The organism is Burkholderia arboris (assembly GCF_038723655.1).
Lineage (GTDB): Bacteria > Pseudomonadota > Gammaproteobacteria > Burkholderiales > Burkholderiaceae > Burkholderia > Burkholderia arboris.
Genome location: NZ_CP109823.1, coordinates 320,578 through 346,311, shown reverse-complemented (window position 1 = coordinate 346,311; position 25,734 = coordinate 320,578). Strand labels below are relative to the sequence as shown.

The 25,734-nt window shown below is 64.6% G+C and carries 21 protein-coding genes; 7 read left to right on the top strand and 14 right to left on the bottom strand.

Annotation, left to right across the window (positions count from 1 at the left end; translation table 11 throughout):
- Positions 1–2 precede the first annotated feature (2 nt).
- A complete protein-coding gene (locus OHZ10_RS34205) occupies positions 3–3,656 on the top strand; it encodes a LamG-like jellyroll fold domain-containing protein (RefSeq protein WP_342706398.1) in 3,654 nt (1,217 codons plus the stop codon).
- A gap of 14 nt (positions 3,657–3,670) precedes the next feature.
- Positions 3,671–5,812, top strand: a complete 2,142-nt coding sequence (locus OHZ10_RS34200; protein ID WP_342706397.1) for a phage tail protein — start codon at positions 3,671–3,673, stop codon at positions 5,810–5,812.
- Between the two features lie 267 nt (positions 5,813–6,079).
- Here the strand turns inward: OHZ10_RS34200 and OHZ10_RS34195 are convergent, their stop codons facing one another.
- A complete protein-coding gene (locus OHZ10_RS34195) occupies positions 6,080–7,537 on the bottom strand; it encodes an amidase (RefSeq protein ID WP_256087414.1) in 1,458 nt (485 codons plus the stop codon).
- A 154-nt stretch (positions 7,538–7,691) separates the two neighbouring features.
- On the opposite strand from OHZ10_RS34195, the gene OHZ10_RS34190 reads away from it, so the two are divergent.
- Complete coding sequence (locus OHZ10_RS34190) at positions 7,692–8,603, top strand: LysR family transcriptional regulator (RefSeq protein WP_342706396.1); 912 nt, start codon at positions 7,692–7,694, stop codon at positions 8,601–8,603.
- A gap of 238 nt (positions 8,604–8,841) precedes the next feature.
- Here OHZ10_RS34190 and OHZ10_RS38665 read toward each other — a convergent pair whose 3' ends face one another.
- Together OHZ10_RS38665 and OHZ10_RS34185 are read right to left on the bottom strand one after the other, a co-directional pair.
- The gene (locus tag OHZ10_RS38665; RefSeq protein ID WP_420874416.1) at positions 8,842–9,210 is read right to left on the bottom strand and encodes a DUF6953 family protein; all 369 of its coding nucleotides are present in this window, start codon (positions 9,208–9,210) and stop codon (positions 8,842–8,844) included.
- A 531-nt stretch (positions 9,211–9,741) separates the two neighbouring features.
- The gene (locus OHZ10_RS34185; RefSeq protein WP_342706395.1) at positions 9,742–10,038 is read right to left on the bottom strand and encodes an H-NS histone family protein; all 297 of its coding nucleotides are present in this window, start codon (positions 10,036–10,038) and stop codon (positions 9,742–9,744) included.
- Between the two features lie 536 nt (positions 10,039–10,574).
- Between OHZ10_RS34185 and OHZ10_RS38660 the strand changes: the two genes are divergently transcribed.
- Entirely contained in the window at positions 10,575–10,802 is a 228-nt protein-coding gene (locus OHZ10_RS38660; protein WP_059241758.1) for a LysR substrate-binding domain-containing protein, read from the top strand.
- A gap of 13 nt (positions 10,803–10,815) precedes the next feature.
- Here the strand turns inward: OHZ10_RS38660 and OHZ10_RS34175 are convergent, their stop codons facing one another.
- The 7 genes from OHZ10_RS34175 to OHZ10_RS34145 all read right to left on the bottom strand — a co-directional run bounded on the left by OHZ10_RS34175 (position 10,816) and on the right by OHZ10_RS34145 (position 17,944).
- Positions 10,816–11,748 carry a LysR family transcriptional regulator gene (locus OHZ10_RS34175; protein ID WP_256087412.1) on the bottom strand — a complete coding sequence of 311 codons (933 nt, stop codon included), beginning with the start codon at positions 11,746–11,748 and terminating at the stop codon, positions 10,816–10,818.
- A 316-nt stretch (positions 11,749–12,064) separates the two neighbouring features.
- Positions 12,065–13,213: a CoA transferase gene (locus OHZ10_RS34170; RefSeq protein ID WP_342706394.1), complete on the bottom strand. Its 1,149-nt coding sequence runs from the start codon at positions 13,211–13,213 to the stop codon at positions 12,065–12,067.
- Positions 13,214–13,235: 22 nt separating this feature from the next.
- Complete coding sequence (locus OHZ10_RS34165) at positions 13,236–14,456, bottom strand: CoA transferase (RefSeq protein WP_342706393.1); 1,221 nt, start codon at positions 14,454–14,456, stop codon at positions 13,236–13,238.
- Between the two features lie 104 nt (positions 14,457–14,560).
- Positions 14,561–14,980, bottom strand: a complete 420-nt coding sequence (locus tag OHZ10_RS34160) for a Zn-ribbon domain-containing OB-fold protein (protein ID WP_059241751.1) — start codon at positions 14,978–14,980, stop codon at positions 14,561–14,563.
- Between the two features lie 19 nt (positions 14,981–14,999).
- Positions 15,000–16,211, bottom strand: a complete 1,212-nt coding sequence (locus OHZ10_RS34155) for a thiolase family protein (protein WP_342706392.1) — start codon at positions 16,209–16,211, stop codon at positions 15,000–15,002.
- 11 nt (positions 16,212–16,222) lie between these two features.
- On the bottom strand, positions 16,223–16,720 hold the full coding sequence (locus OHZ10_RS34150) for a MaoC/PaaZ C-terminal domain-containing protein (protein ID WP_059241747.1): 498 nt from the start codon (positions 16,718–16,720) through the stop codon (positions 16,223–16,225).
- Positions 16,721–16,801: 81 nt separating this feature from the next.
- The gene (locus tag OHZ10_RS34145; protein ID WP_059241745.1) at positions 16,802–17,944 is read right to left on the bottom strand and encodes an acyl-CoA dehydrogenase family protein; all 1,143 of its coding nucleotides are present in this window, start codon (positions 17,942–17,944) and stop codon (positions 16,802–16,804) included.
- Between OHZ10_RS34145 and OHZ10_RS34140 the strand changes: the two genes are divergently transcribed.
- The gene (locus OHZ10_RS34140) at positions 17,945–18,133 is read left to right on the top strand and encodes a hypothetical protein (protein ID WP_059241743.1); all 189 of its coding nucleotides are present in this window, start codon (positions 17,945–17,947) and stop codon (positions 18,131–18,133) included.
- A gap of 154 nt (positions 18,134–18,287) precedes the next feature.
- Here OHZ10_RS34140 and OHZ10_RS34135 read toward each other — a convergent pair whose 3' ends face one another.
- Both OHZ10_RS34135 and OHZ10_RS34130 read right to left on the bottom strand, forming a co-directional pair.
- On the bottom strand, positions 18,288–19,442 hold the full coding sequence (locus OHZ10_RS34135; RefSeq protein WP_059241741.1) for a CaiB/BaiF CoA transferase family protein: 1,155 nt from the start codon (positions 19,440–19,442) through the stop codon (positions 18,288–18,290).
- 137 nt (positions 19,443–19,579) lie between these two features.
- Positions 19,580–20,872, bottom strand: coding sequence for an acetyl-CoA hydrolase/transferase family protein (locus OHZ10_RS34130; RefSeq protein ID WP_342706391.1), 1,293 nt, complete (start codon positions 20,870–20,872; stop codon positions 19,580–19,582).
- Between the two features lie 494 nt (positions 20,873–21,366).
- On the opposite strand from OHZ10_RS34130, the gene OHZ10_RS34125 reads away from it, so the two are divergent.
- Both OHZ10_RS34125 and OHZ10_RS34120 read left to right on the top strand, forming a co-directional pair.
- Positions 21,367–21,681, top strand: a complete 315-nt coding sequence (locus OHZ10_RS34125; protein ID WP_063805295.1) for a hypothetical protein — start codon at positions 21,367–21,369, stop codon at positions 21,679–21,681.
- A gap of 437 nt (positions 21,682–22,118) precedes the next feature.
- On the top strand, positions 22,119–23,300 hold the full coding sequence (locus OHZ10_RS34120; RefSeq protein WP_342706390.1) for a porin: 1,182 nt from the start codon (positions 22,119–22,121) through the stop codon (positions 23,298–23,300).
- Positions 23,301–23,438: 138 nt separating this feature from the next.
- Here the strand turns inward: OHZ10_RS34120 and OHZ10_RS34115 are convergent, their stop codons facing one another.
- Positions 23,439–24,401, bottom strand: coding sequence for a PDR/VanB family oxidoreductase (locus tag OHZ10_RS34115; RefSeq protein WP_342706389.1), 963 nt, complete (start codon positions 24,399–24,401; stop codon positions 23,439–23,441).
- Between the two features lie 369 nt (positions 24,402–24,770).
- Positions 24,771–25,694, bottom strand: coding sequence for a LysR family transcriptional regulator (locus OHZ10_RS34110; RefSeq protein WP_256087406.1), 924 nt, complete (start codon positions 25,692–25,694; stop codon positions 24,771–24,773).
- Positions 25,695–25,734: the final 40 nt, after the last annotated feature.

Sequence of the window (25,734 nt, the reverse complement as noted above, 5' to 3'; positions counted from 1 at the left end):
ACATGGAAACCGACTACGGACTGTACATCCCGGCCGCATCGTACGTACGCGTACCCAGCAATCACGCGTACGACTTCGGCGTCGGGGACTTCACCGTCACGCTCCTGTTCCAGACCGCGAAGGCAGGCCCGCTTCTCGCGCGAAAGTCACCTGGGACCGGGACGCCGGCGTTCGCCGGCTGGTACCTGATGCTGGAGAGCTCGGGTGCGATCAGGATGGTCACCGATGACGGCACGGGGTACTACACCGTTACGTCGATCGCGACCGCGGCGCTGGACAATACGTGGCACAGCGCCGCGGTCGTGAGGCAGAACGGGCTCTTGACCATCTACTTCGACGGTAACCCCGTTGCTGCCAGTGTCCGGTCGACGCTGCCGACGCCGCTGAGCGTATCCAACGGCATGGACCTGCTGATGGGCCGGATCGATCCCGAACTCGAGCCGAACGCGCAGTTCGAGGGCGTGATCGAGGACGTCACGCTCTGGAATCGCGCCCTCGCGGCCGACGAAATCGTGAACACGATCTTCAACAACGTTCAGCCAGGCAGCAGCGGGCTGGTCGGGTTGTGGGAGATGAACCGGAACTTCGCGGACTCGTCCACGACGATGAACTTCGCGACCCCGGTGGGAAGCGTGGCCTTCCGTCCGGTCTATCACTGTGTCTGGGTCGAGGGCGTGAACGCCTATTCGTACTGCTCGATCGACATGCACGAGGACGTCGACAACGACTGGGGCGCGCGGATCGGTGCGGGCGGCATGATCGTCGTCCCGTCAAACAATGCGTACAACTTTGGAGCCGGCGACTTCTCGATCACGGCCCTGTTCCAGACGACCCGCGGCGGCACGATTATCTCGCGCAAGTCCGCCACGGAGTCCGGCCCCGGCGACGCGGGGTGGGTCGTTGCCGTCGGCGGCGACGGCGCGCTCACGGTCTCTACCGACAGTGGCAGCGGATATTACGCCGTGGCCACGGCACCGACTACCGCGCTGAACGGGCATTGGCGCAGTATTGCCGTCGTGCGGCAGGCGGGCACATTGCTGGTTTATCTCGATGCCGAGCAGCTTTCGACCACGGTCCGATCCACCTTGCCGACACCGCTCAACGTATCGAGCAGCACGCGCATGCTGATTGGAAATACCGATCGACCGGTCACGCCGAACGGCCAGTTTCTCGGGGTGATCGAAGACGTGACGATATGGAACCGTGCCATCACGACGACCGAAATCCAGATGACCCGTTTTAACGGGCTGAGTGGCGCCGAGCCCGGTCTTGTCGGATTCTGGAAGATGGACAACGATTTCGCCGACGCCAGCCCTACCCGCAACACCGGCTCCGCCTCCGGAGCGGTCACCTTCACGCCGGTTCACCATCCCGCGAACAGACGGCAGTCGCTCAACATTGCGGCAGGCACCCCGTACCTGTACGGAGGCGTGTTCGACAAGGCACTCAACAGCGGCGATTTCCCGGCGGAGACCGTGCTCAACGTCTACCGCCCGGATGGCACCCCCCTTCGCCCCGGCGACGCCAGCGATACGCAGTTGATCATGTTCGCCGGTTCGTCGGTTCAGGTCTTCCTGATCCAGAATCCGCAGGCAGGAAAGTGGGTATTCGAACTGACGAGCCCCACCAACGTTCCCGTTCTGTTCAACGCGCAGACCATTCCGTCGAGTCAGATTCCGCAGACCATCACCAGCGCGTTGCGCACGGTGTATTCGCAGCCGCCCGCAGCTCACGTGCGATTCCTCGCGGCCCGCAAGCCGGAAGCCCTGGTCGCCTTTACCGTGCGTTGGGCAGACATCGTCCTCTGGGCGGGCGTGGGCATCGCGACCGTCGCTGTCGTGGTGGTGGCGTGGCCGGTCATCACCGGGGCTGCCATCGGCTCCACGCTGCTGTATGCGTCCGCCGTGGCCGCGGGCGTCGGCAGTGTGCTGGTCAACGCCGGACTGAGCGGACAAATCTCGAATGCAGCCTACGACGCCTCGTACCAGATGGGCGTAGGGAGCAATTCGGCAGGCGGCAAGAACACGGGCTCGTGTTCGCTGGTGCTGGACGGCGAGAACTACTTTCCGCTGTTGCGCAATCTGTTGATAGCCGTACAAACCGGCTCCTACGACATCGCAGGCAAACAGCCGCCCGTCTGCCCGACCTTCGAGAACATGTTCAAGGCGGTTTCGGATGCGGGCAGGAAAGCCTATGTCCTGATGTTCGATACCTCGGCGATCTATCACATGATCGAGAACAGCGACATCCTGAAGTTCTATCCGCGCGTATGGGTCACGGGTGTCGACGGGCGAGACAACTACCGGGCGCGCGACGCGTTGAAGAAGTACGAGAACGTCCAGGCACGCCTGGAAACCTACGGGTCTCAGGCGAGCTACACGCCGATCTACTCACAGCACTCGAAACTGGCGGTGTTCAGTGTGAATGGCGTAAAAACCGCGCTGGTCGGCGGATTCAACATCACGCCCAGCTACTGGGACGACGAAGACCATCCGATGTACGACCACGGCAACTTTCACAGCTGGCACGACACGGCCGTCCTGCTGCAAGGGCCGATCGTCGACGAAGTCGAGAAGGAGTTCGATCGGCGATGGATCAAGGCCAATTTCGACACCGGCCCTGCCAATGAAGCGACGTACGTGAAATTCGCCTGCTATCACGTCAAGCATGATACCTGCCTCGACGGGCCGGGAAAATGCAACACATCGCCGTCGCTCATTCCCTACGAAAATCCGCTCAACGGCAACGCCCCAGTACCGGTCGACGTGCTTGTCACGTCATCCGAGTATGAGGAAAAGTTTACCCAGATCAAGAAGAAGATGATCGAGAAGATCGGTACGGCTTCCGCCTACGTGTACTTCGAAAATTTCACCTTCCATGATCTCGACGTTGTCAATGCGCTGGTGAACAAGGTCAATGCCGCGCCGGGCCTCACGTGCATCATCAATCTGCCTTACCCGACGAACGGCAACGATACCGAAGATCAGAAAGGCCAGGACTACCTCATCCGGATCGCCTTCGCGACCATGCTGATCAATACGGGCCAGTGGACCCGGGCGACGTTCAAGGACAACGTGACCGTCGAGAAGAATCAATGCAGCAGCGCCGTGGTTACGTTCTTGCCGGGTAAAGGGATCGAATACGCGACGTTCAATTACGTGATCGGCGGGCAGAGCACTTCGATCATGCTGGGAACGAGTCTGCTCGACGTCGTTCAGACCGGCCAGTCGAGTTTCGTTTTTACTTCCGGCGTGCGTTACTTCACCACGATCGATCCGAACGAACCGAAGTTTCAATGCCCCGACCTGTCGCCGAATTTCAGGAGCATCTACATCCACTCCAAACTCGCGCTGTTCGACGACAGCTACGCGATCGTCGGCAGCGCCAACTTCAATTCGCGCAGCCTGACTTACGACGGTGAATGCAGCATCGGCATCTCGTCGACCGCCGCCGTCCTGCCGATCCGGCAAGCCGTGTTCGCTCACTGGGGCATGGACACCCCGCAGAACTGGGCTGCGCGGATGCGGACCAATGTTGCCGGTCCGAAGCAAGGCGTATGTGCCGTGCCGCTGCCCATCAGTGTGCTCAGCCGTATCGAGCCGCCGTGGTACTGGGCCTACGCAGCCTGCATTTACGAGTTTTCCGACATCAACTAAGGCGGCAACGAGACATGAGCATTTCATTCAATGGCGGAAGTGCGCAGCAACAGGATCTCATACGCCAGGCGCACGACAAAGCCCAAAAACTCGTCGCAGAGGCCGCGTCCGCGGCTGCGACCTCCGCCGACTTTCCGGGATGGTTCGGCACCGGCTCCAGGACCACGGTCGGCCAGACCTTGAACACCATGTCGGCCCGCCTGGCGTCGGACACCTTCCTGTACGACTTTGCGCCGATGACGAGCGCGCAGCCGACGCCGGAGTTGCTGCTCTGTACCGGCAGCGAGTCGGCGCCCGGCCGGACAGTGTTCGTGCCGTGCCAGCCGTTGTTTCTGCAAACGAGTCTCGATCTCGCCACCATCAAGGCCGCGCTATCGATCGTACAACTGGTCGCGCAAGCCTGCACGCAGGCCGAGACGGTCATGGCTGCCGACAAGACCGGCGCGCGCTATCTGGCTGATCACGCACCGGATCTCGCGACGGCATCGCCGACGAACTACCGCTATTTCGTGGAAGCGCTCACCCTGAGCGATTTGCCGATCGGCACCGTGACGACGTTTGCAGGCGACCTTTCCATCCCGGCCATCCTGAAAGTCGTGAACGACGCCGGCTGGCTGCTGTGCGACGGCAGCGCACGCAGCTCGAGCGAGTATCCCGACCTGTTCGACGCCATCGGTACGGCGAACGGTGGCGACGCGATCAATTTCCGGCTGCCGGACTTGCGCAGTCGCTTTCCTCGCGGTACGGCCAACGCCACGAACGGTACCGATCCCGACACCGCAACCCGCGTTGCCGCCGCCGCTGGCGGCGCCATCGGCAGCAACACGGGATCGCTGCAAAAGTCCGCAACCGCGCTGCCCAACGCGCCCTGGTTGTTGCAGGCAAATGGTCTGCATGCGCACAGCTGCCAGCATTTGAATGCGGACATGCATATGGCCTGGAGCGGCTCAACGTATACGATGGCGCGTTGGAATGCGCCGGCCCAGACGGATGACGCAGGCGCCCATTTCCATGGGGTGACGGGTTTCGACGACAGCACCACGCCGATCAGCGTGGCGCTCTACTTCATCATCAAGGCCGATGAGCCGAAGGTGCCCACCGGCTCGGTGCCAGCAGGCGCCATCGCGGCCTTCGGCGGGCCGCTTGCCGCCGTCCCGGTCAAATGGCTCAAGTGCGACGGCACGGCATACGGCACGAGCCGCTTCCCCAACCTCTTCAATACCGTTTTCTACAATTTCGGCGGCGACGGTCAAAGCGTGGTCAATACGCCCGACCTGCGCGGCTATTTTCTGCGCGGCACCAACCACGCGACGAATCGGGACCCAAACGCGGGCAACCGTCACGCGCTTCACACCGGTGGCAACACCGGAGATGCGGTGGGCTCCGCCCAACTGCATGCGACTGCCACGCCGGGTGCGCTCGCCGTCTCGAGCGTCGGCGACCATTCGCACAACATCGCCAGAATCCCGCTGACCGACCACCACGCGGCGTGGGGCGCGTCAGGACCGGCTGCCTACAACTGCATGGTCTGGACAAACGACACGACCACCTCGTCCCAGGCCGGCGAGCACAACCATGCGATTACCGGCGGCGACCGCGAGACACGGCCGGAGAATATCTACGTCGACTTCCTCGTCGCTTCGGACGTACTGACCCAGTCGGCTCCACCGATCGGCACGGTGATGAGCTATGGCGGCGATACCACCGATCCGGGCATCAAGGCCGCGCTGATGGCTTCGGGATGGCTGCCCTGCGACGGCAGTCTCGTGCGCATCAGCGCGTTTCAGGCGTTGTACGGCGCAATCGGCACGGTATTCGGCAGCGCGCCGCTCAAGTTCGCCGTGCCCGACCTGCGCGGCTACTTCATCGCCGGCGCAGGCCGGATTCCGGTCGGGACCGTGCAAAGCGTATCGACGACGGGGCATCCGGCGAATCCGGTCATTTCAACGACCGACGGCGGCCACTCGCACTCGATGCCCAATGTCCCGACCGACACGCACGTCATCGATGTCGTGATGGGCGTAGACCTGGCCGAAAACAACCCCAACGGCAGCCCTACCTCGGGTTCGGGCACGCATACTCACGCGATTGCCGGCGGCGACCCAGAGTCGCGGCCGATCAACGTCTACGTCGATTACGTCATTCGCTTCAGGTAGCCCAACGCCGGCGTCGCACTCACATCGGGCCGCCCCGGCCCGCTCCGTTTCCGGCGACAACGCCGCTCCACGGGATCGGCGCCCCGGTTTCGCGCGTGCTTCGGCACGCACCGGGAAGTCGGCGTGCGAGCAGGATTGCACCTGCATTGTCGCCTCACGCAAATCTGCGGAAATCGTGTGCGGTTCCATCGAGTGTTCATTGCTGCCGCCAAATTGCCGGCGCCCTGACGATGTCCGCCGCCCCTCATTCTGTGCCAGGCGTCGCCGTCATGTTCGGCTCCCTGCCCACACCCCCGGCCGCCGGCGGCTCCACGGCCGCGATTGCTCCAGTTGCCCAGCAAGCCGCAGCAACCTGTCCTCACGCGCGAAACCCGCCGCGAACTGCACCCCGATTGGCAACCCCGTCTTCGGATCGCTCTCCAGCGGCATCGACATCGCCGGCCCGCCTGCGACATTGAACGGCGGCGTGAACGGCGAATGTCGGAACACCCGATCCGTCCACTCGAGCCCATTCATTGACTCAGAACCCTGCGCGTAGGTGCCGATGACTGGCGCGCCATGCGGCAACGTTGGCGTCAACAGCACGTCGAACCGCTCGAACCATGCACCAACCGCGCGCGTGACGGTGTTCCGGATATCCAGGGCGGCTGCGTAATCCGTCGCCCGCGCCCGTCGGCCGTACCGGACGCAGGCCAGCGTCGCCGGCTCAAGCGTCGTTGCGTCGACCGGTCGACCGGTCGACGCCGCGATGCTGTCGATCCAGCCGATCATCGTCGCCGTCCAGATCGTCGCGTTCGCCTGCACGAGCGCCTCCCACGACACCCCGATACCCGGCGTCTCGAGGCTCACGTGATGACCTAGCCCTTCGAGGTGGCGCGCGGTGTCGCTGACGGCGGCCGCGATCGCCGGATCGGTGCGATCGCCGTTCCACGGGTCGATCATCAAGCCGATCTTCAACCTCCCCGGGTCACGGCCAACCTCGGAAAGGAAGCTATGCGCTGGCGCGGACGTGACATACGGTTCGCCCGCCGCGTCTCGGCTTTGCACAGCATCCAGCAACGCGGCGCTGTCCCGCACGCTACGGCTGACGCCCAGTTGGACGCCGAACCCGGAGAACACTTCGTCCAGCGCCGGCCCGTTCGAACCGCGCCCGCGCGTCGGCTTGAGTCCGAACAGTCCGTTGTACGCGGCAGGCACACGGATCGATCCCGCCGCATCGGTCGCATGTGCGACGGGGACAACGCCTGCCGCGACGGCCGCCGCCGCGCCACCGCTCGAGCCACCCGCACTCAATCCGAGTTGCCACGGGTTGCGCGTCGCCCCTTGAAGCGTCGACTCGGTGGTCGTGCTGAACGCCATCTCGGGTGTCGTCGTCCGGCCGATCGTGACCAGGCCCGCGTCGCGAAAGCGCTCCATCAGAACCGAATCGCCGGCCGCTACGCATCCTTGCGCGAGGCGGCTACCCAGTTCGAGGCGCCTGCCCGCCATCGAGATTGCGATGTCCTTGATCAGGAAAGGCACGCCGGCCAACGGTCCACCTCCGTCGAGCGACACGCGTCCGCTTGCCTCGAACGGCCAATGTTCGACGATCGCGTTGAGACTTGGATTAACGATGTCGGCCGCGACGCGTGCCAATTCCGCCAGTTCCGCCGGTGTAACTTCCCGGGCGGCGACGAGCTTAGCCAGCCCGACTCCGTCAATGGCGGTGTATTCGGTGAGATTCATGGGGTGCTCCGGTTGGTTTGGTACCGCCGAAGATAGGGGATCGGCGCGCAGCCGATTAGTCCGTCGCCGTGGCAAGCATTGCCCCATCAATGGAACAATGAACGTGTTAGCCTTGCACTCCATCGTCACGACCGCTCCCTACAAGAGTGCATCCATGGCAAGGGATCTGAACGACACGCTCATCTTCGTCCACGTCGTACAGGCGGGGAGTTTCACCGGCGCGGCCAACGCGCTGCAAATTCCGAAGACAACCGTTAGCCGGCGCGTCCAGGAACTGGAAACCCATCTGGGCGCGCAGTTGCTGCACCGAACCACACGCAAGCTACGGTTGACCGAGGCGGGTACAGCCTACTTCGAGCAATGCCGCGCGATTGTCGACCGGCTCGATGCGGCAGAAAGCGCGGTGCACCAGTTGCGCGACGGCCCGCGTGGGTGGCTGCGCGTGACCCTTCCGTATTCGTTCGGCGTCACCTGGATCGCCCCGTTGATCGCCGGCTTCCGTTCGCGCTACCCCGATGTTCGGCTCGAGATCGTCGCTACACATGTGCCGCTAGACCTGTTCGCCGAAGACGTGGATATCGCGCTACGCTTCGGCATCCTCCCGGATTCGAGTCTGGTCGCGCGGCACCTCGGCAGCTTCGCGACATCGATTTATGCCAGCCCCGGGTATCTGGACGTCCACGGCGCGCCGTCCGGGCCAGACGATTTGCACCACCACCCAGCCCTGGTTCTGCATCAGGCCAAGGGCACCGGCTGCTACATCTGGACGCTGCGCAAACCAGGCCGCAAGCCGGAACACTACTCCCTCGATCCGGTGATCGTCGCGAGCGATCCCGCGTTGATCCTCGATGCGGCGCGGGCGGGACAAGGCCTGATGCTGGCAATGGACATGAGCATGGAGCCAGACGTCAAGGCGGGCCGGCTACGCCGCGTATTGTCGGACTGGAAAGGCCCACCGCAGGATCTGAATGTACTGTTCCCGAAAGAACGCGCACCGTCGCCCAAGGTGCAGGCGTTCGTCCGCTATCTCCGCGAACAGCTGAGTTTCACCGACCACCGCCTCTGACCTGAGTCACCGGATAGCCAGACTCGACCGAGCGTGGCGGGAGGTTGATAGCGATGCGCGCTATCGGGCCGGCGTTCGTTGTAGAACTGTCGCCAGCGTTCAATCCGCTCCTTCGCACCGGCCATCCCACCAGTTCGCGGTTTGCGTGGTCGGCCCTGCGCAAACCTGCCCGGATCCAAGCCGATCGGGCTGACGACCACGACAAATATCGCCAGCCGTTGCACGATGTCGGGTTTTCCTATCTGTTGCCTGTTCCGACATCTCGACGCCGCACGAAAATGGTGTAATGGCCGCAAGTGCTGCACTGAACGCTCGTACCAGCTAGTGTGCCGTCGTGCCGTTCGTGGACCATGTTCTTGTCGAATCCGTCGGTCGGTCCGTCACTTGTGTATTGGGTGAGAGAGAGCGAACGGCCGCAGTTGGAACAGGCTACTGATGTGGGGCGCTTCTGGGTCTTGGCCATTTTCGCGTTTTCCTGGTCCTTTTGACGACCTCTATAGACCTCGCCTGGCCGTAGAACCCGCCACGATCTGTCACCTCGTTCCCACACCACCTTGCCGTCGGTCAGGCGCTTGAAATGCTTTAGTACGTCCTTGGAAATACGCACTCGCGGACGAAACACGTACAGGCGTCGGGCACCGGCTCGGGAGGAACGTCGGCGGTAACGCGAAGGCCGACAATCGCAAGGTGCCTGTCATCGTCGGTTCTCTACAACAACGACAACTGACCCGGTATGCTTGTACGACCTGCGTGATCGCTTTCCTTTACGGCTGAGTTCTGCTGGGTCGTGGACTGAGTACGCTCGGCGCCCGGTTGATACTTCCGCACCCAATCGGCGCCAAGTACATCGGACGAGAACACAACGCCAGGCGCAATCTGCACAAGTTCGCTCATCTGTGGATGTTCCTAAGCGGACTGAATGTCGAAGTGAGCTGCGGCATACCGCGCGCTGCAGTTCCACACTTCGACGCCGTCACGGGTGAAGGTAGCCCATCCATCCTTGACGATCATCTCAGCGTATGGAAATACCTCGCCGTGCCCCATCGCCTTGGCAGCCAAGACCGTTCGTTCACGGCATATCGCGCGATAATTTCCATCATGCAGCGGTGAAGGCATCGAGCTCAACCGTCAACCCCACTCACTGCTCGATCAAAAACCGATTGCGGTTCTTCGCGTGTGCAATCCAGTGCGGCGCCTTGCCACGACCGTTCCAGGTCGCCCCCGTTTTCGGGGCGCGATACTTCGGCGCAACCGGCGCACGCGTGCCCGACGCAGGCGCGCGTCGTCGTCCGAAAAGTTGCTCAGCCGTGATGCCATACTCGGTGATCTGGTCACGGATCGTCGTGATGATGCTGTCCAGCTCGGCGATCCGTGCTTCTTCCGCTTGCTGCGCCAGGGCTTCTGCTTGAGCTTTAAGTTCGAGATAGGTAGCCATGTACGTGGAGGAACCCGGATTTAGAAGGTTGGCCAGTGGTCGAGACGGCTTGACGTATAGGTGCAAGTCTGTCCACGATCGACACATTATATTCCTGCGATTGGGAAACCGACCGCTTCAACCGAGTGCACGGCGGACGCGGCGAGGACCCTGTGATCAGTGTCAGTTCGAGTTTCCTCCCGCTCGCCGGGTCGATAAATTCGCACTCCAAACCATAATTTTCATAAATACAATTTTCTTGTAAGAGCAAAGTTGTAATGTCGCATCTGGGCAAAGTTGAAATGTCGTAGCCCGAGGGTTTGGGCGCGTGCTGGCGGCGGTTTGGACTGCCGGAGCACATGCGGGCCATCGCCGTGCGGATCGGCCCCGACATTCCGAAGGCCTTCGTATCTCGACCGGCCTTCGGCACCCAAGCGCCCGCCCGATCTCGTTTCGCACGCGTGCATCAACCTGCGCGTGCCGACGCGCGGCGAATTCCTGCCGCGGCTCTTCATGAAGGCCGGCAACGAGCACCGCATCAAGATGGCGGCCAGCTGGTGTACAGCAGCATCGCCCTCGTGCGGGACGCTGCGCTCGCCAGCGTCGGGCTCGCGTATCTGCCCGAGCAGTACGTCCGCACGGCGCTCGCATCCGGGCAACTGGTCGAAGTGCTGGGCGCATGGCGCAAGACGTTCGAGGGCTACCATCTCTATTACGCGAACCGGCGCCATGCGACGTCCGCGTTCTCGTTGCTGGTCGACGCACTGCGATACCGGAAGCCGTAAAGCCGCCGCGCCGTCACTCCGGCGGCGCTTCGCCGGCCGGCCGGTCCAGCAGTTGCCGGATCAGCGCCCGCGCGATCGGGCCTTGTTCACGGCCGCGTGCGGTCGCGATATGAATCCGGCGCACGGCCCACGGCTCTGCCAGTTCCATCACGGCGACGCGGCTGAACAGCTCATGACTCACCAGGCACTCCGGCTGGACGGTCACGCCGAGCCCCGCCTGCACGAGGCTGACGGCCACGCCCGCGCTCTTCACGCCGTACTTCGGCTCGAAATCGATGCCGACGCGGCGCGCCGCCGCCCGGATCGCACCGAGCATCGCGCCGACCACGATCAGGTTCTCCGAGAGCAGGTCCTGCGTCGTGAGGCTCGCGCGAGCCGCGAGCGGGTGACCCAGCGGGACGACCGCGATGAGGCGGTCCTCGCGGTAAGGCGTCACGTCGACGCCGCCGAGATCGAGCTCGTGCGTGGCCGCGAACACGCCAACGTCCGCGTCACCGCGCGCGACGGCCTGCACGATATCGGCGTTCTCGAGTTCGCTCACCGCGAGATCGACGAGCGGGTATTCGCGCTGGAAGTCGCCGATCTCGCGGGCCAGAAACGGCACGATGATGGAGCGGGCCGATGCGACCGACAGCTCTCCCCGCATGCCGTCGGTAAACGACGAGATCTCGGAACGCATGTCGTCGAGGTTGTCGAAGATCCGGCGGATATAGCGGACCAGCACCTCGCCGGCGGGGCTCGGCGCGACGCCTTTCGGGCTGCGTTCCAGCAGCTTGATGCCCGCGATGTCTTCAAGATCCTGGATGCGCTTGGTCGCGGTCGACGCGGCCACGTTCTCGCGGATGGCCGCGAGCCCGATCTGCTGCTCCTCGACCGCCGACAGGAACAGCTTCAGCGTAAACAGATCGACCTGCCGGATCAGGTGCAGGCGATTGAATGTACTCATGTCTCCCCTCATGCACGTCTTCATGACGTTGTCGGACGCCGCGGCCGGTCGCGCGCCGCAGTCGTGCCGGGATCGTCGCAAGGGAAACGATGCGTTGCAGCGAGTGCGCGGGGCGTGAAGGATGGCGGCATTCGAAGCCGATCGTACACCGAGATCCGTGCGGACAGTGGTGCGGCGCGGCACGATGCGGACGGGAAACGTGCGCCCCGCCCGCCGCGCGCAGCCGGTTGACGTGGAATGGCGCGCGGCCGCGACCGCCGCGATGGCCGCGGCGGCACGCGGCTTCGCCAATCGTCAGACCGTTGGCGCGACGCGCCTAGCGGCCCGCGTGGAGGAGCGCGTCGAGCAACGCGTTGTCGGCACCGATGTCCCGGGCCGCGTGCAGCGGCGGCGGGCGCTTGCCGTCGAACGACAGCGGCAGCCCGACGAGGCCGATCTCGTCGTCCGACGGTTTCTCGATGATGCCGAGTGCGTGCGTCTGCGCATGCGCCACCACCTCCGCCGTGGTCTGGATCGGCGCGACGGGAATGCCGGCCGCCTGCAATCGCGCCTGCCACGCCGCGCGGTTGTCCGTCGACAGCCGTTCGCCGATCAGGCGATCGATCTCCGCGCGATTGCGCAGGCGCGCCGCGTTGGTCGCGAACCGGTCGTCGAGCGCCCATTCGGGACGCTCGAGCGCCGCGCACAGCTTCGCGAACAGCGCATCGTTCGCGGCGCTGACGATCAGGTGGCCGTCGGCCGTCGAATACGCGCGATGCGGGACGATGAACGCGACGCCCGACCCGTGCCGGCCGCCGGTGTCGCCGTCCGCGCTGTAGTTCGCGATGGCCACCGACATCCAGCCGATCGCCGTCTCCAGCAGCGAGCCGTTGACCGTCGCGCCGCAATGCTTGATCTGGCGGCGATACAGCGCCGACAGGATGCCGATCACGGCCCACAGCCCCGCACCGAAATCGACGATCGACACACCGGCGCGCACCGGCGATTGCCCTTCCTCGCCGGTGATGCTCATGATCCCCGAGAACGCCTGCATCAGCGGATCGTAGCCGGGCAGCGTGTTCATCGGCCCGAGATGGCCGAACGCGCCGATCTCGCAGTAGACCAGCTCCGGCTTGGTCGCGCGCAGGTTGTCGGCGTCGAGGCCGTATTCCGCGCTGGAGCCCGGCCGCAGGTTGTGGATGAACACGTCCGCATGCTCGGCGATCAGCTTGTGCAGCGTCGCCAGTTGCTCGCGATCCTTGATGTCGATGCAGATCGCGCGTTTGCCGCGGTTCAGCGCATGAAACGCGGCGCCGCTGCCCTTCCATTCGCTCGGCCCCCAGCCGCGCGCCGAGTCGCCCGTCGGGCGCTCGATCTTCCACACTTCGGCGCCGAGCGACGCCAGAATTTTTCCGCTGAACGGCGCCGACGCGCTATCGCTCAGTTCGACCACTACGACGCCCGACAGCGGCAGGTCACGCAACATGTCGCTTCTCCTTATTTCGTGTTTACTGCGATTGGGGCGAACTGTCCGCGTCGGGCGCATATACGCCGCCGGAACGCAGCATCCTGTCGATTTCCTCGGGACCGAAACCGTACTCGGCCAGCAGCGTCACCGAATGCTCACCGAGGCGCGGCGCCGGATGGCGCAGCTCCGGTGCGCTTTCGCTCCATTGCTGCGGAATGCCCAGCGTCCTGATCCGGCCTTCGGACGGATGATCCTGCTCGGCGAAGAAGCCGACCGCCGTCATGTGCGGATCGTCGAGCAGCGTTTCGGGCGTATGCATTTCGATCACGGGGATGTCTGCTTCGGTCAGCGTCTGGATCCACTCGGCCGTGGTGCGCGTCTCGAACACGCGCGCAAGAAACGCGTACAGGTGCGCGATGTGCTCGGTGCGCCCGCCGATGTTGTTGAAGCGCGGATCCTCGGCCATCTCCGGATGGCCTGACAGCACGAAGAAGCGTTGCCAGTGATGGTCGGCGTAGACGTTCACGCCGATGTAGCCGTCGCGCGTGCGATACGGGCGCCGGTCCGGGTTCATCATCCGCGCATAGCCCCAGTCGCCGAGCGGCGGCACGAACGTGTGCCCGTACAGGTGATCGCCGAGCACGAAGTGCGCGAAGGTCTCGAGCATCGGCACGAACACCTGCTGCCCGACACCGGTCTTCTCGCGCCGGTAGAGCGCCATCGCCACCGCATTGCTGGTCGCCATGCCGACGACGCGATCGGCGACCGCCGTCGCGACGTAGGTCGGCTCGCCCTTCTTCCGGCTTTGCAGCACCGGCATGCCGACGGCGGCCTGGATCAGGTCGTCGTACGCCGGGCGCGCCGCATACGGGCCGTTCTGCCCGAATCCGAACGCGCCGCAGTAGATGATGCGCGGGTTGAGCCGGCGCACGTCCTCGTACGCGATGCCGAGCTTCGCCATCGTGTGCGGCCGCATGCTGTAAAGCAGCACGTCGGCCGATTCCGCCATGCGTTTCAGCGCGGCGATCCCGTCCGGATGCTTGAGGTCCAGCACGAGGCTGCGCTTGTTGCGATTCAGGTGCAGGAAGATCGGCCCCATGCCGGGATGGCGGCTCGGGCCGATGTTGCGCGTCGTGTCGCCGTCGCGCGATTCGATCTTGCACACGTCGGCACCCATGTCCGCGAGCAGCAGCGACGCATAGGGGCCCATGAAATTCGACGTCAGGTCGAGGATGCGTACGCCGTCGAGCGGTCCGGCCATGTCAGCCTCCGTCGACGGCAAGAAGATTGAACTGATTCACGATGTCTCCTTCGTGATCGGGCGGCCGTGCGGGCGCCGGTGTGCCGGCGCTCCGCAAGCAGTCCTCAGGTTTCCGACGGCACGAATACCGGCAATTTCTGCTCGCCGCGCTGCACGAACCGGACTTCGACGGGCTGACCGATCCGGATCGTTTCGGGCGGCGCGTCGATCTGCGCGAACAGGTAGTAGCCTTCGTCCATGCGGATGAAGCCGACCGTGTATGGAACGATCCCGGCCCACACCGGCGTCGGTCCGCGCGTGATCGTGCTGTGCGAATAGATTTCGCCGCGGCCCGACGATTCGGTCCAGTCGAGCGATTTCGCGCCGCAATGCGTGCAGAACGAGTGCGCCGGCCACACGGTTTCGCTGCATGCCGCGCAGCGCTGGTACGTCAGCCGCTCTTCGGCCAGCGCGTCCCAGTAGGGTTGCGCGTCGAGCAGCCGGTAAGGCTGCGGCCAGGCATTCGGCGAATGCGTTTCGGTCATGGAATGCTCCGGTCAGATATCACGTTGCGGACGACAGCAGCAGCACCGCGCCGGCGGCCAGCATCCCGCCCGCACCCTGCACCAGCACGGTTTCCGGGCGGCGGGCCGGCGCGAGCCCGAGCGCCTGCCCGCGCAATTGCCGGACAGCCTCGACGATGCTGTCCATGTTGCACGAGATGCCCGGCTGCCCGAACGACAGCCAGCCGCCGTTGGTGTCGGTCGGCAGATCGCCGTCGACGCCGGTACGGCCTTCTCGATAGAGATCGATGCCGCGCCCCTTTTTCGCGAAGCCCAGGTCCTCCATCACGATCGGCCCCATATGCGCGAAGTTCACCGAGATCTGCGCCATGTCGATGTCGGCCGGCGACAGCCCCGACATCGCGTAGGCCTGCCGTGCCGCCTCGGCGGTCGCCGTGGTCGTCAGGTTCGGCTGTGCGCCCAGGCTGTCGAACCGGCAGTGGCGCAGGTTCATCCGGTCGGTCAGGTATTCGTGGGTCGTGGCCGATCCGTAGCCGAGCAGGTACACCGGATCGCGTGCGTGGCGCGCGTTCTCCGGCGACGTCACGATCAGCGCCCCACCGGTGCCGCCGCCCCACGTCGAGCACATCCAGCGACGCAGCGGCGTCGCCACGTACGGCGACGACAGCACCGTCGCACGGTCGATCTCGCCGAACTTAGCTTTCGCCGCGTGCGGATGATGGCGGCCCCAGCGCTGGTTCGCGATCGCGACATCGGCGAGATCGTCCTCGGTGATGCCGAACTCGTGAAAGTAGCGCTGCGCGGCCTGCGCATAGAGCGCCGGAATCGTCGGGCCGTACGGAATCTCGAACTGCGGATCCGCGTCGGCTTCCGCGCCCATCGCGACCGCGTCGACGAACAGCTCGGTCGCGTCGCTCTGCAGGCACAGCACGTATTCCGCGCGGCCGGCGGCGATCATCTGCGACGCGACCGCGAGTGTCGACGTCAGGCCGGCGCCGTGCATCGTCAGCTCGCTCGTGAGCGTCACCGGCATCTGCATGTGCGAGATGAAGATGTTGCTCCACTGCGAACGCTTGTCGGCCCACGGCGAGCGGCCCGTGAATACCGCATCGACCTGGTCCTTGCCGATGCCCGCGTCGGCGAGCGCATTGAGCGTCGCCTCGGCGGCCAACTGCAGCGGGTCCTTGCAATTCGCGCGCGACGCGTAGGCATCGCCCATGCCGACGATCGCCGCAACCGGACGAGGAGTCATGGCGGGGCTCCTCAGACCTTGAACTCGGGCTGTGCTTCGGCGATCAGCGCGTCGAGGTCGGCGCGCTTGCGCAGCATCAGCAGGCTCCATTCGCTGCGCTGCACGACTTCGCCGCGCTGGTTGTATGCCTGGATCAGCATCGTGCCGACGCCGAACTTGTCGTCTTTTTCCTTCTTCGCGATGACTTCGGCGGTCGCGTAGACGGTGTCGCCGATCTTCACCGGGTTCAGGAAGCGCATCTTGTCGACGCCGTAGTTTGCCTGGATCGCCGGGCCGAACTGCAGCAGGCCGGAGATCAGCGAGAACGTCAGCATGCCCTGCACGATGCGCTCGCCCCAGCGGGTTTTCTCCGCGTATTCCTTGTTCGAGTGGATCTCGATCCAGTTGCCGGTGAACATGCAGAACATCACGACGTCGCTCTCGGTCACGGTGCGTCCGGGCGAACGGAATTTCTGGCCGACTTCGAGCTCGTCGAGCGGGATGTTGACGCTGTTGTTGATGCCGCTCATGGCGGTGTCTCCTGATTGCTTGGTTGGCTGGGTCCGGCGCGGCGGCAAGCGTGCCGCGCCGATTGAAGATTCGTCGGCCCGTTACTGGCGCATCGACTTCGCGATGATCGTGCGCTGGATCTGCGACGTACCGCCGCCGATCGTCGATTGAATGCTTTCGCGCAGGTAACGTTCCATGTCGGCTTCCGGCAGGTTTGCGTAGCCGCCGAGAATCTGCATGCCGGCCAGCGCGCATTCCTTCAGCGTTTCCGAGCCGTACAGCTTCGCCATCGATACCTCGCGGCTGCACGGTACGTGATCGGCCGCCATCCGCGCCGCGCGATAGCACAGCAGGCGCGCTGCATCGACCTTGGTCTGGCAGTCGGCGAGCAGGTGGCGGATCACCTGGAAGTCGTACAGCTGATGGTCGAACTGGATGCGGTCGTGCGCGTAGCGCGTGGCCGTCGTCACGGCCTGCTGGGCATTGCCCGTGTAAGCTGCCGCCACCGCGCAACGCTCGAGTTCGAGGTGTTCGGTGATGATCTTCCAGCCCTGCCCCTCTTCGCCCAGCAGCGCATCGGCCGGCACGCGCACTTCGTCGAGGAAGATTTCGGTCGTGCCCGTCGCATGGCGCGACAGCGTCGGCAGCTTGTTGATCACCACGCCCGGCGTGTCGTTCGGGATCAGCAGCACCGACAGGCCCTTATGCTTGTCGTCCGTGCTGGTGCGCACCAGCATCGCGATCACGGTGTCCTTCGCGGCCGCGCCACTGCACCAGAGCTTCTGGCCGCTGACGATCCAGTCGCCGTTGGCGTCGCGGCGTGCGCGCGTTTTCGTGTTCGCCGCATCGGAACCCGCATCGGGTTCGGAGATCGACACCGAGAAGCGGATCTTGCCGTCGATGAACGCCTGCACGTACTTTTTCTTCTGCTCCGGCGTGCCGAACTTGGTGATGTTCATCGCCGTGAACGTCGGCACCAGCACCGAGCACGCGAAGTCGAAACCGAACTTGCCGAGGCCTTCGGCCATCAACGAATAATCGAAGATGTCGCCGCCCGAGCCGCCCTCTTCCTCGGGAATCAGCAGGCCGAGCCAGCCCTGCTTCGCAATCTTTTCATAGGCCTCGTACGGGTAGTCGCGATTCATGTCGCACTTGCGCACGTATTCGACCGTGATCTCGTTGTCCATGAACTTGTTCACGGTGTCGAGCCACATGGTCTGCGATTCGTCGAGAAAGTTAGCCATTTGTCTTCGCTCCAGTTATCGGCGTCTGCTCAGGCAGGCGCGCTGTTCGTCGTGGAATTGAGCTTAGGGCCTCATGCGTTTCGAACCAACTGGCCATTTCTGAAGCGACGATTCGAAAATGTCGAAGTGCGGTTCGGCGCGGGTGCGAACGACAGCGCGGCGCTGATCGCCGACGTGATCTTGACGTGAAGAATGGGCATGCAACTGGCGTGCGGCGACGCGTGACGCTCAGGCGCTGCGCGGGGATCGATGAGATCCGGCAGGAGGTTCGGCGGGAGAACGGCGGGATCGCACCCGCACGCCGTGCGGGCGCTTGCGACATCGGCGGCTTGCTGCGTTCAGGTCACGCGATCGCGCCGGTTTCGTGCAGCGTCGCGAGTTCCGCGGGCGTGAATCCCCAGTCGCCGAGCACGGCGTCGGTATGCTCGCCGGGCCGCGCGGGCGACGACTGGATCGCGCCGGGCGTGCGGCTGAAGCGCGGCGCCGGCGCCGGTTGCACGACGCCGTCGCGCTCGACGAACGTCTGCCGTGCGCGCAGGTGCGGATGGGTCGGCGCTTCCGTCAGCGACATCACCGGCGCGATGCAGACATCGCGGCCTTCCGTAAGCGCGCACCATTCGTCGCGCGTGCGCGTGCGGAAGATCGCGGCAAATTTCGCATGGACCTCGGGCCATCGCGTGCGGTCGTGCTGATCCGGCATGTCGTCTTCGGGCAGGCCGAGCAACGCCAGCGTATTGCGCCAGAAGCGTGCTTCGTTCGATCCGACGCTGACCCAGCGGCCGTCCTTCGTCTCGTACACGTTGTACCAGGGCGCGCCGGAGTCGAGCCGATTGCTGCCGCGCTCGTCCTTCCAGTACCCGCTCGCGAACATGCCGTAGAAGAGCGTCATCAGCGACGCCGAACCGTCGACCATCGCGGCGTCCACGACCTGCCCTTGTCCCGAGCGCCGGCTCTCGAGCAGCGCCGACACCACGCCGAGCGCGAGATAGAGCGAGCCGCCGCCGAAATCGCCGGCCAGGTTGAGCGGGATCACCGGCGGGCCGCCTGCCGTGCCGACCGCATGCAGCACGCCGCTCAGCGAGATGTAGTTGATGTCGTGGCCCGGCGCCTGCGCGAGCGGGCCGTCCTGCCCCCAGCCGGTCATGCGGCCGTAGACGAGCGCCGGGTTGGCCGCGAGGCACGCGTCCGGACCGAGGCCCAGCTTCTCCGCGACGCCCGGGCGAAACCCTTCGACCAGCGCATCGGCGCGGGCGACCAGCTTCAGCACCGCGTCGGTCGCTTCCCGCTTCTTCAGGTCGAATGCCGCGCTGCGTCGCCCACGGTTCAGCAGGTTGAAGCGCGGGTCGCCCGGCTGGCCGCCGTCGTAACCCGGCGGGCGGTCGATACGGATGACGTCCGCGCCGAGATCCGACAGCAGCATGCAGCAGAACGGCACCGGCCCGACGCCGCCCAGTTCCACGATCCTGATTCCCGCAAGCGGCCCCTTTGCATTGCCCATCTTGATCGTCTCCGTGAATATTTTGTTTTCAGGGTACGCGTGTCGGGCGATCCGTCCAATTTCGATTAATCGAATCGGCACTTCGGGCGGATCGAAACGGCGGGTCGCGCGGGAGGCGGTGCGTCGCGCGGTGCCGCTCAGCCGAGCGCGTGGGCGTCGCGCTCCAGCCGCTCGCGATGATCGGGATGGGCGATGGCAATCATCTTCGGAATGCGCTGCGCGAGCGACAGGCCGCGCAAATCGGCGATCCCGTATTCGGTGACGATCACGCACGCATCGCTGCGCGGCACCGTGACGGGGCCCGACAGCCGGGTCACGATGCGGCTGTGCGCGCTCGCGGTGGACGGCAGCGCAACGATCGGCACGCCGCCGCGGCTGGCCTGCGCCGCGCGCAGGAAATCGGCGACGCCACCGATCGCACCGACGTAGGTGCCGGCGGCGACCTCGGCGTTGATCTGCCCCGTCAGGTCGACCTCCACCGCCGAATTGATCGCGACGAAGCGGTCGATCCTGCGCAGCACGTGCGGGTTGTGCGTGTATTCGGTACCGCGCAATTCGAGCGCAGGATTGCGATGCGCGAAACGGCGCACGTGCGCGGAGCCGATGATGACTCCGCCGACGGTGATGCCCGTGTCGATCGTCTTGCGCGCATTCGTCACGATGCCGGCTTCGCACAGCGTCGCGATGCCGTCGCCGATGCTGCCGCTGTGCACGCCCAGGTCGCGCTTGTCGTGAAGCGCGGCCATCACCGCATCCGGAATCGCGCCGATGCCCGTCTGCAGCGTCGCGCCGTCTTCCACGAGCGACGCGACGTGCTGCCCGATCGCCTGTTCCACTGGCCCGGACGCTGTCGATACGGCGTCCGGGAACGACGCGTCCGACGTCACCAGCAAATCGATGTCGGCTGCGCGCAGGTAGGGCCCGCCGTAGGTCCATGGCACGTCGGGGTGCACTTCCGCGACGATCGCCCGCGCATGCTTCACCGCTTCGACCAGGTATTCGCGTGCAAGCCCGAGGCTGTGGCGGCCTTGTTCGTCCGGCGGCGAGACCTGCAGCATCACGACGTCGATCCGCAACGCGCCGCTGCGGATCAGTTCCGGCAGTTGCGAATAGTGCGCGGGGAGAATGTCGAGCACGTTTGCGCGCGCGAGCTTGCGGTTCGCGCCGCTGCCGCAATAGGCGAGGAAATCGAATGCGTCGGCATGTTCGGGCGCGAGTATGTCGGCGAGGCCGATGCCGAGAAAGAGTCGAATCCGTTTCAGGTCGTGCCGCTGGGCGACCAGCGCGTGCATCAGCGTCACCGGCTCGGCGTGCGACTGGCCCCACATCACCGTATCGCCGGGACGAATGAGCGTGGAGAGTGCGCGGCAGTCGCCGCCCTGGCGAGCATCGGCCGAACCGCCCGGAATTGCGAGTTCTGCGTGGTTCATGAGCGAACAAGGTCGAATGTCACGTCGCATGCTCCGGCGTCGTTCAAGTCATCCGGATGCGTCGTCGTGACGGATTGAAGTTCTCGTGCGTCGCGCCTGCGTATCGACGGGCCATCCGGACAGGCGTCTGTTCCGGAACGCGCCCGGTTGCCGGACGATGCGACGGTCATCGGCATTCATCGTGTGCGGCGTACCGGGGAGCGTCAAGGCGCGGCCGGCGGTTGTTCCGTACGTCGGAACGCAGGCGTCGGGCTTTTTCGTCCGGCAAGCATGATCCGTCCGGCAGGACCGATTCCACATTCCCGGCACGCTTTCCGAAGTACGGAATCATCGGGCGAGCGGTATTGACGTCGCGATAAGCGAACCGACACTGTTGATGCTACGGCATGGTCGGGTTCCGGTCGAACGCGTGGTCAAAGGCGGCCGCGTCGGCGACCGGTGCGACGCGATGCCGGAATCGACGGGCCAGCCTGGCTCATCGCGAGGCTCAGACAATGCAGAAGCGACGAACCGAGAACTACTTATCGAGCATGATGGGCGCGCGCGCCGCCGCGCGCGACAGCGCCAATGCGGAAGACGCCGCGCTGTGGCGATGGTTCGCCGCGTTGCTCGACGAACGGCGGATACGCTGGTGCCACAGCGGACGCGGATGGCTGGTCAGCGTCGATCATCGTCACGTCGCCACCGGCACGCAGTTCGACCAGGCGATGCGGATCGCAAAGGAAAACGTCGAAGGCGGCGGCTCCGTGCGCATCGATACGCCGTCGACATCCACCGAATCAGGAAGAAGAATTCACCTCGTGAAGTAACGACGGTTTCGATCCCCTTCCACGATCGATCGGGTGCATGCGTTCGCCTGCGATCACGATCGCCGCAGGCGATCGACCTCCTCCACATCGTCCCCGACATATCGCAGGCAACGCCGCATGATCGCCAACAACCGTGATCGAACGCGCGCGCTGCGGCTTTACCCTTAAGGGTCTCTACGCTGGCCGCAGGGCCTCGCGCCACGCCAGTTTCACTGCGCGGAATCGGATCGCCCGATCGATTGACGGTGATATCGGCCACGCATCTAATCACCGAACGTTGCTGAAGCGGGACGTTGCAGGTTCGGTCGAGCCGGACGAAGAGGTCGCTGGTGAAGGATATCCGTCGATCCTTATCGATTAGCTATACGAATCATTGACCCATCCCGCTGATGGCTGCGTCACGACACGTAAATTCAGAAGAAATTTGGAGACAGTCAATGAAAAAGACGATTGCGCTTTGCGCAGCGGTGGGTTGCGTCAGCGGCACGGTACATGCGCAGAGCAGCGTGCAGTTGTACGGGATCCTCGACGAAGGGATCAACTACGTCAGCAACGCATCCGGCAATCACCTCTACAGTCTCGCGAGCGGCGTGCTGAACGGAAGCCGCTGGGGCTTGCGCGTGAAGGAAGATCTCGGCGGCGGCTACGGCGTGGTCGCCGTGATGGAAAACGGCTTTGACGTCAATACCGGCAAGCTCGGCCAGGGCGGTCTCGAATTCGGCCGGCAGGTCTATGTCGGGCTGTCCGGCCCGTACGGTGTCGTTACCCTCGGGCGTCAATACGATTCCGTCGTCGATTCGGTCGGCCTGCTCGAGGCGGGCGATCAATGGGGCGGCTACCTGGCCGCCCACCCGTCCGACAACGACAACTTCAACAATACCAACCGCGTCAACAACGCGATCAAGTACACCAGCCCGGTATTTCACGGGGTGACCGCAACCGCGCTCTATTCGCTGGGCGGCGTGCCGGGCCGTACCGGGCGCAACCAGATCTGGTCGGCCGGTGCCAGCTACGCGAACGGCCCGCTGTCGCTGGGCGCGGGCTACCTCAACGTGCGGAACCCGAATACGTCCTTCTACGGATCGGGGGGAACCGTCGCCGCGACGGTCAACGAAGTGCCCGGCTCGAACTTCGGTGCGTCGCCGGTGATATCGGGGTATGCATCGGCGCATACCTTGCAGGTGATCGGCACAGGCGCGGCCTATACGATCGGTTCGCTGACGTTGGGCGCGACGTATTCGAATACGCAGTTCCGTCATCTCGGCGATACCACGTCGGGCCCCGTGCCGGCCGGCGGGATCGGCGGCACCGCGAAATTCAACAACGCGGAGCTGAACGTGAAGTATCAGATCACGCCGGCGTTGATCGTCGGCGCGAACTATGTCTATACGAAGAACAGCGGCGCCGATGCGACCGGGGGCGCCCACTACAACCAGGCCTCGGTCGGCGCCGACTACTTCCTGTCGAAACGCACGGACCTCTACTTCGTCGGCACCTATCAGCGTGCAAGCGGAACCGATTCGACCGGCCGCAGCGCGGTCGCGTCGATCAACCAGTTGACGCCGTCGACGTCCAATCACCAGGTCGCGCTTCGCATCGCGATGCGACACAAGTTCTGACGCATCGCGGCGACTCCGGTCGCCGTGTCGACGTACCGCGCCGCACGAATCCGCCGCAGATCTCGCGGCGGGTTCGCGCGGCGCACTGCATTTCGCATCCGGTTCGACGCGCCGGAACCGGCCGTCGACACACGCTCGTTACAGATCGAGAACCAGACGCGCGGATTTCGACCGCGAACAGCACGGCAGGAACTGGTCGTTCGCCGCGCGTTCGTCGGGCGTCAGGCAGAGATCGAAATGCTCGGGTTCGCCCGCGAGCACGCGGGTCGCGCACGTCCCGCACACGCCCTGCTCGCACGACGTCTCGATCGCGATGCCGGCCTTCGCAAGTGCCCGCACGACCGATTCGTTCTTCTCGACGACGATCACCCTGCCCGAGCTTGCTATCTCGACTTCGAAGCGGCCATCCCGATCGGTCTGTCGCGCGTCGGCCGCGAAGAACTCGTAGTGCAGTTGCGCTTCCGGCCATCCGCTCGCACGCGCGGTGGTCAGCACGGCGTCCATGAACCCCTTCGGGCCGCATACGTACAGGTGCGTGCCGGGCGCGGGAGCCGCGAGCCGTGCCGCGATATCGAAGCGCTGGTTTTCGCCTTCGTCGTCGAAATGAACCTGCACCCGGCTGGCATAGGTTGCGCGCGCGATGTGGTCGAGAAAGGCCGTGCGCGAGCGTGAGCGCGTGCAGTAATGCATCTTGAACGGCGCATCGATGCGCGCCAGCCGTTCCGCCATGCAGAGCATCGGCGTCACGCCGATACCGCCTGCCAGAAGCAGGCTGAGCGTCGCGTCATGTGCGAGCGCGAAGTGATTCCTCGGCGCGCTGATTACAAGCGTGTCGCCTGCGTTCACGCAATCGTGCATGCCGGCCGACCCGCCGCGCGATTTCGGGTCGCGCAGCACGGCAATCCGGTACCGATGAGTTTCGTCGGGCGCGTTGCACAGCGAATACTGGCGCGTCGGCCCGCCGGGCACGATCACGTCGATATGCGAGCCCGCCGAGAACGGTGGCAGCGGCAGGCCATCCGCGTGAACCAGTTCGAAACTGCAAATGTCGGCGGCTTCGTCTTGTTTCGCCGCGACCCGGACGGTCAGTGCGTCGATCATGATCGTCGCCTCTGGTTGTCGAACGTCGCAAGTGCGTACGTTCGCGGTCGTCATTCCGTGAAAAACGCGCGACGGACCTCGCACGATTCCCCTCCCTGAGCTTTCGATTACAGAGGCGCGGCTGTCGGGTGTCAATTCGGCGCGTTCCGACGTTCCGTACTTCGGGGCGGTTTCGTTGCCTGCAATGGACGACGCATACCGGCGCATGCTCAGGTAGCCGGGCGTGTGCATGAATGGTGTTGCCTGAAACGCGATGTCCGGCAGCGGACACGTACATGGTGCCGTCCGCCGGGCGACACCCGGCCCGCGTCACGCGGGTCACTCCGGCAGCCGGCAGGTTGACGGTCAACGACCGGGTAACGCCGACTCTCAAACGCGGGAAACCGCAATGGCTTCCCGCTTCTCCACCAGGAAATCGATGAGCGCCCTGACTTTGGCCGGCATCTGGGTCCGGGTCGGCGCATAGACGTAAAAGCCCGCGAACGGTTTGCACCACGGCCGCAACACGCGTATCAATGCGCCCGAGTTCAGATGCGGCTGCACGGCGATGTCGATGTGCTGGATGAGCCCGACATGCTGCAGCGCTGCCCGGATCATCCCGTCGTCGTCGTTGGTGGTGATGCTTCCCCGCGGCTCCACCACGAACCCATGCCCCGGCTCGTCCGGCGACGTGAACTCCCACGGATGAATGGCGCCGCTGACCTGCCGGAAGCGCAGGCAATTGTGTTCCGTCAGATCGGCCGGCGTAGCGGGTTCGCCATGGCGCTTGAAATAGGCCGGCGTGCCGACCACCGCCATCTCCAGCGACGGCGTAATGGGAACGGCAATCATGTGCGGTGCGAGGCTCTCGCCGATCCGGATGCCGACATCGCATCCGTCCGCCACGATGTTGGCCAGGCTGTCGTCCATGACCAGTTCGAGACCGAGTCCTGGAAAGCGCGTGCTGAACTCTTCCAGATGCGGTTCGATCAATGTCTTCGCTGCGACGCGCGAGGTGTTCATACGAATCAGGCCGGAAGGCTCGTTACGCGCGTCGTGCAACGCGTCCACGGTTCTTTCGACCGCGACCAGCGCGGGGTACCACACGTCGTAGAGCCGTTGCCCCTCCTCGGTCAACGACATGTCGCGGGTCGTTCGATACAGCAGCTTGACGTTCAGCCGACGCTCGAGCGCCTTCACGTTCTGCGAGAGATTCGCGCGGGAAGCGCCCACCTCGGCGGCCGCTTTCGTGAAACTGCGATGATGGGCGACGCGGGCGAACCACGCGAGAGACGGAAGCAATGAGGGATCCATGCCGGTACCACTGTCAATTTGGGAATACCACTGTAGTTCA